The 6,254-nt window shown below is 65.9% G+C and carries 1 protein-coding gene; it reads right to left on the bottom strand.

The window, feature by feature from the left end:
• Window positions 1-6,068 (bottom strand): polyketide synthase (locus APY03_RS08775; protein WP_232324200.1); only part of this gene is annotated, 6,068 nt, incomplete at its 3' end.
• Between the last annotated feature and the right edge of the window lie 186 nt (window positions 6,069-6,254).

Below are 6,254 nucleotides of genomic sequence, written 5' to 3'. Positions count from 1 at the left end.
CCGTAGTCCAGCACGCGCACGTCGCCGAACATGCCCTGCATCACGCCCGGCGCCGCCGACATGCCCTTCGCATTGCGGCCGGCGCGCACCAGCACCTCGTCGAAGGTGCCGTGGTAGGAACCGGTGAAGAGCACCACGGTGTTGCGGCCAGTGACGGTACGCGCGATGCGGATGGCTGCCATCACGGACTCCGAACCGGTGTTGCAAAGGGCGGCGCGATCGCAGTCAGTCAGCTCGCAAACGCGCTCGCAGACCTCGGCGGCCAGCGGATGCTGCGGGCCGATCTCAAATCCGGCATCGAGCTGCTTGCGCATCGCGTCGAGGATGAAGTCCGGCTGCCATCCGAACAGGTTCATGCCGAAGCCGTTGAGCGTGTCGACGTACTCGTTGCCGTCGATGTCCCACATGCGCGAGCCCTTGGAGCGCTCGACCACGATCTGGTAGGTGATCTCCTTGGTCGCGGGCCGGAAGCCGTTGACCACGCGCGGGTCGGCCATGTGCGGGCGGTTGCGTTCGGTGAAGGCCTTGCTCTTCTGCGTGCGCTCGACGTAGCGGCGCATGAAGGACGCGAGCCGCGCCTTCTGGCGCTCCGTCGGTTCCTTGCTCTGCGTGTGGATGCGCGCGATGGCGCCGAAGGCTTTCTTGACGTCGTACTTCGGTGCGACGAACGGTTCGTCGGCAGCAGGCTCGGGGAGAGAGGAGGCCGTGGCTGCAGCGGTCTGCATTGACGTGTGTGGCTCCACTGCCGGCACCGGCAGCGGTGGGCTGATCGGAGCCGTTGCCGTGGTCGACAGCAGTGCGAGTTGCTGCTGCATGATTTGCATCAATTGCGTCTGCTGCGCAATGACCTGCTGCAGGAGGATGCCGTTGCCGCTCGCCAATCCGGCGACGGGCGTGCTGGTCAATCCCTGGATGGTCATTGCAGGCGCAGGAGCCTGCGGCGCGGTCGCGGCCGTTGCAACCGAGGTAGCCACCGATCCCGCCGGGGCGACGGCGACAACAGGGTCGTGTGGGAGGTTCGCGTCGAGGAATTCCGCCAGCGCGTCAAAGCTGCGATAGCTTTCCATCAACTGCCTGAAGCTCAGGTTCACCTTGAACTGTTTCTTGACCTGGATGGCAACCTGCGTCAGCGTGAGGGAGTCAAGACCAATCTCGACGAAGCGCGATCCGGCCGCAACGTCGGTCATGTCCATGCCCGAGAGGCTCTCGAACAACTCGCGCAAGCGCATGACGAGGGATCCGCGGCGTGCGGGCTGAGCTGTAGCGACGGCTGTCATTGCTATCTCCGGTATCGAATCAGAAAGAGGCGGGGCGGCAGAGGCAGCGGCCGGGGAAGGTGGGATTGCCTCGGGGGCGGCAATGTCGACCCAAAAACGCTTGCGCTCGAACGGATAGGTCGGCAGCAGCACGCGATGTTTTTTTGCGCGCTCGTCGAGCGCGACGAGATCGATGTCGGCGCCCATCGCCCAGAGGCGTCCGGCGGCAAGCCGCCAGGCGCTGCATTCGCCGTCGGGCTGGTTGCCGAGCAATTCGACGGCCGGTGCAGGAACCGTCTTGGTTGCGTGCTGGCGAACCAGCGTCGTCAGGGTATTGCGGGGGCCGGCTTCGACAAACACGGGGTGGGCGATTTCTGTCAGCACCGTTCGAAGCGCTGTCGAGAAGCGCACGGTTTCCCGCAAGTGGCGGGCCCAGTAGTGCGGATCGGTCGCTTCCTCCGGCTTCAGGAGGGCGCCGGTCAGCGTCGAATAGATTGGCAGTCTCGGCGCCGACAGCCTGACGCCACGCACCAGCGATTCGAACGGGGCCACTGCATCCTCCATCATGGCCGAGTGGAACGCGTGCGATGTCTGCAGCAGCTTGGCCGCGACGCCGTCGGCTTCGAGTCGGATGCGCAGACCTTCGATGGCATCGAACGGACCCGCCGCGACGCAAGCCGCCGGCCCGTTTTCGGCCGCCAGCGAGACGTCGGAACCGAGGCGCGGTTGGAGTTCGGCGGCCGGCAGGCGCACCGAGAGCATCGCGCCGGGAGGCTGGGCTTGCATCAACGCACCGCGTTGTGCGACGAGTCGCGAAGCGTCTTTGAGCTGCATGACGCCGGCCAGCGCGGCGGCGGCAAATTCACCGATGCTGTGACCCACGAGCGCCACCGGCTTCAGGCCCAGGGCGAGAACTTGGCGCGCAATCGCATATTCCAGAACAAAGATGGCCGGCTGGGTGACCGAGGTCGAGGCCAGGGCCGAATCATCTGCGGAGAACATTCGCTCGCGCAGGTCGAAGGGGAGCACGCCGTCGAAGGCGGCGATGCATTCGTCGAATGCCGCACGAAACACCGCATCGGTCAGGTACAGCGCCTGGCCCATTCCGGCGTACTGCGCGCCCTGACCCGGGAACATCAGTACCGGTTGTGGCACCCAGGCCGCGGTTGTCCCGGTGGCGGTTCCCGGTGCGTCCTCTGCGCGCAATGCGGCGGCCGCCTGGACGGGTGAGCGCGCGACGACGCAGGCCCGATGCGCGAAGGCCTTGCGGCCGACGCGAAGCGTATGGGCGACGTCTGGCAAACAGATGCCGGGGTGGGCATCGAGGTGATCGGCCAGCCGCGCGCGGGCCGCCGCCAGCGCCGTCGGCGTGCGGGCCGAGAGCACCAGCAACTGAGGTGCGGCCGATATGTCCGAGTCATCGCGCAACGGAGCTTCTTCGACGATCACGTGGGCGTTGGTGCCGCCGACGCCGAAGGAGCTGACGCCAGCGCGCCGCGGCGCGTCGCCGCGCGGCCACGGAAACAGGCTGTCGTTGACGCGGAAAGGCGTGGTCTCAAAGTGGATGGCCGGATTGGGCGCAGTGAAGTGAGCCGTGGCGGGGATGTGTCCGGTGTGCAGTGCCAAGGCCGTCTTGATCAGCCCGGCGGTGCCGGCTGCGGTGACCAGGTGGCCGACATTGCTCTTGACCGAGCCGATGCGGCAGAAGCCGATATCCGACGTGTGGCGCGCGTAAGCCCGTGTCAGGCCCTCGACTTCGACCGGGTCGCCCATCGGCGTGGCCGTGCCGTGGGTTTCGACGTACGAGATGCTGCGCGCATCCACGCCGGCCGACGCCAGCGCTGCCGAGATGACGGCCGCCTGGCCGTCGACGTTGGGTGCCGTGAAGCTGGCTTTGGCGCCACCGTCGTTGTTGACGGCTGCGCCGCGCAGCACGGCGTAGATGGGGTCGCCATCGGCAAGTGCGTCGCTCAATCGCTTGAGCATGACCACGGCCGCGCCATCGCCGAACACCGTGCCCTGCGCCTTGGCGTCGAAGCTGCGCGTATGGCCGTCGGGTGACAGCATGGCGCCCTCCTCGTAGAGGTAGCCGCTGCGCGGGGGGCATGTAATTGCGATCCCACCGGCCAGTGCTGCGTCGCACTGACCTGAGCGCAGCGCATGGAACGCTTGCGTCACGGCAACGAGCGAGGTCGAGCACGCGGTGTGGATGGCGATCGCCGGTCCGTTCAAGTTCAGGCGGTGGGCCACGCGCGTCGCGATGTAGTCCTTCTCGTTGGCGAGCATCACCTGGAAGGGGCCCAGTTCCTCGATCAGATCGGGTCGCTTTTGAACATGCTGCAGAAAGTAGGTGGCGTTGTTCATGCCGGCGTAGACGCCGACCGAGCCAGGGTACTGGTCCGGCGTGTAGCCCGCACGCTCCATGCACTCCCAGCAGATCTCCAGGAACAGGCGCTGCTGCGGATCCATCAGCTGCGCTTCCTTGGGATTGATGCCGAAAAAGGCGGCGTCGAACCACTCGACATCCTCGATCACGCCGCGCGCCCGCACATAGTTCGGGTTGGCTCGAAGCGCTGCATTGACGCCGGCATCGAGCGTCGCATCGTCGAAGAAACTGATCGAATCGCGCCCCGCGCAGAGGTTGTCCCAGAACTGCTCGACATCGGCCGCTCCGGGGAAGCGGCCCGCCATGGCAATCAGCGCGATTGGCTCGTCCGTTCCTGCGGAGGGCTTGGCTCGAGGCCGCTCTGGCGCCGCGAGCGATCGCGCAGGCGCTTCGCCTTCGAGTTTGAGCGCCAACGCGTGTGGCGTCGGCTGCTGGAAGAACAGGTTGGCGGACAACTGCTGGGCGCTGGATCTCTGCAAATCGGCCAACACTCTCAGTACCAGCAGTGAGTCGCCGCCCAGATCGAAAAAGTTGTCCGACCGGCCCACCTTGTCGATGCCGAGCGCCTTTGCGAAGGCGGCACATACACGCCGTTCCGCCGGACTGCGGCCTTCTTCATAAGGCTCGGACAGATCGGGACGCTCCGCTGGCGGCGCAGGCAGCGAGCGGCGGTCTAGCTTGCCGTTGGGAAGCAGCGGAAGCGCCTCGAGCATGAGGTACGCGCTGGGCACCATGTAGGAGGGCAGCAGCGTGCCCAGGTGCGCGCGAAGCGCCTCTACGCCCGGGCCTCGCTCTGCCGTGAAATAGGCGACCAGGCGCACATTGCCGGGCTCGTCCGCGCGCGGAATCACCACGGTTTGCCGCACGGCAGGATGCTGCAGCAAGGCGTTCTCGATCTCGCCGAGTTCGATGCGATAACCACGAATCTTTACCTGATGGTCATTGCGGCCGAGGCATTCGAGTACGCCGTCGGCACGCCAGCGACCCAGATCTCCGGTTCTGTAGAGCATCGCGCCGTGCTGGCCGCAGAAAGGATCCGGGACGAAGCGATCCGCTGTGAGGTCGGGTCGATTCAGGTAGCCCAGTGTCACGCCGGCGCCGCCGATGAAGAGCTCGCCCACCACGCCGACCGGAAGGGGTTGCAGTGCGGCATTCAGCACGTGGAACTGCGTATTCGCTACCGGGCGGCCGATCGGCACGACCGCGTCGACCTGCTCGAGCCGGTGAAAGCTTGACCAGACCGTCGTCTCAGTCGGGCCATAGCCGTTCCAGAGCTGCTGCACCATTGGAAGCAGCTTTCGACCGAGATCCGGCGGAAGCGGCTCACCGGTGCAGATAGCCAGCATGTCCGCGCGACCAGGCCAACCGGCTCCCAGCAGCAAACGCCAGGTCGACGGTGTTGCGTCGACAAAGCTGACCTCTTCACGCTCGATGAGCGCGCGCAGCAGCATGCCGTCCATTGTTTGGGCCTTGCTGGCCATGACGATGCGCGAGCCGATGGTCAAGGGCAGCAGGACCTCGGATACGGCGATGTCGAAGGACAGTGTCGTCACCGCGAGCGTCACGTGGTCGGCGTGAACGCCCGGAACACTGCGCAAGCTGGCCAACAGGTTGCATACGCTGCGATGCGGCACGCGCACGCCCTTGGGTCGGCCCGTGGAACCCGAGGTGTAGATCACATAAGCAACGGCCTCCGGATCGGCTTGCGGAACGGGCGCAGTTGTGCCGGGCGTGACATGGTCGGCCCGAACCATGGCAAGCGGCTTGCCCGACCAGCTCTCGACGGTCGATTCATCGACGACCATCACGCGCAGTCCCGCGTCTTCGGCCATGAATTCGAGGCGATCCGCCGGGAACGAAGGATCCAGCGGCACATAGCCTGCGCCGGCCTGCAGGATCCCGTAGAGCGCGACCAACATGTGCTCGTTGCGATCGCATGAAAGGCCGACAAGGTCGCCTGCTCCGACACCGTGAGCCTGCAATGCCGCAGTCAGCCCATTGGCGCGTTGTGAGAGTTCCTTGAAACTGAGTTGCACGCCACCTGCCGTCACGGCGATGGCATCAGGCGTCGCGGCGACCTGGCGCGCGATCAGCGTTTCGATGCGCAGGCCTGCCTCCTGTGCTGCTGACGTCGCATTGAACGACGCAAGCAATGCGCGGTCGGCATCGGCGAGGGCAAACGCAGCGGCGAGCTCGATCTCCGCGTTGGCGGCCCATCGGGCAAGCGCAGTACGGTAGAGCTGAAGCCAGCGCTCGACAGTTGAGAGATCGAGCAAGGCGCTGTTGTAGCGGCCGTTCAGCCGCAGTCCCTGAGGGCTGGGTGACACCTGCAGCACCAGATCGCTGGCCATCGCTGCCAACTGGGATTCCTCGATGGCGAAACCAAAAACCGCGCCGAGGTGCAATGCGCCTGGTCGTCCGGGCATTAGCAGGGCTTCAGGCAAGGAGGCGGCATGCTTGCTGGCTTCGCGCAGCGCTGAGTCCGCCTGCCCCATGAGGCTGCGCAGAGTGGTGCTGCTCTGCACATGCCAGCGCAGGGGAAGGGCTTTGGCGGAAGGCTCTGCTGAGAGTGCACCGACGAGCAGATCCGGTTGCTGTGCCAGCCAATGCAC

This window comes from Variovorax sp. WDL1, assembly GCF_001541225.1.
Taxonomy (GTDB): domain Bacteria; phylum Pseudomonadota; class Gammaproteobacteria; order Burkholderiales; family Burkholderiaceae_C; genus Variovorax.
Note: the sequence above shows the minus strand (reverse complement) of the source record. Positions and strands in the feature narration are given on the sequence as shown.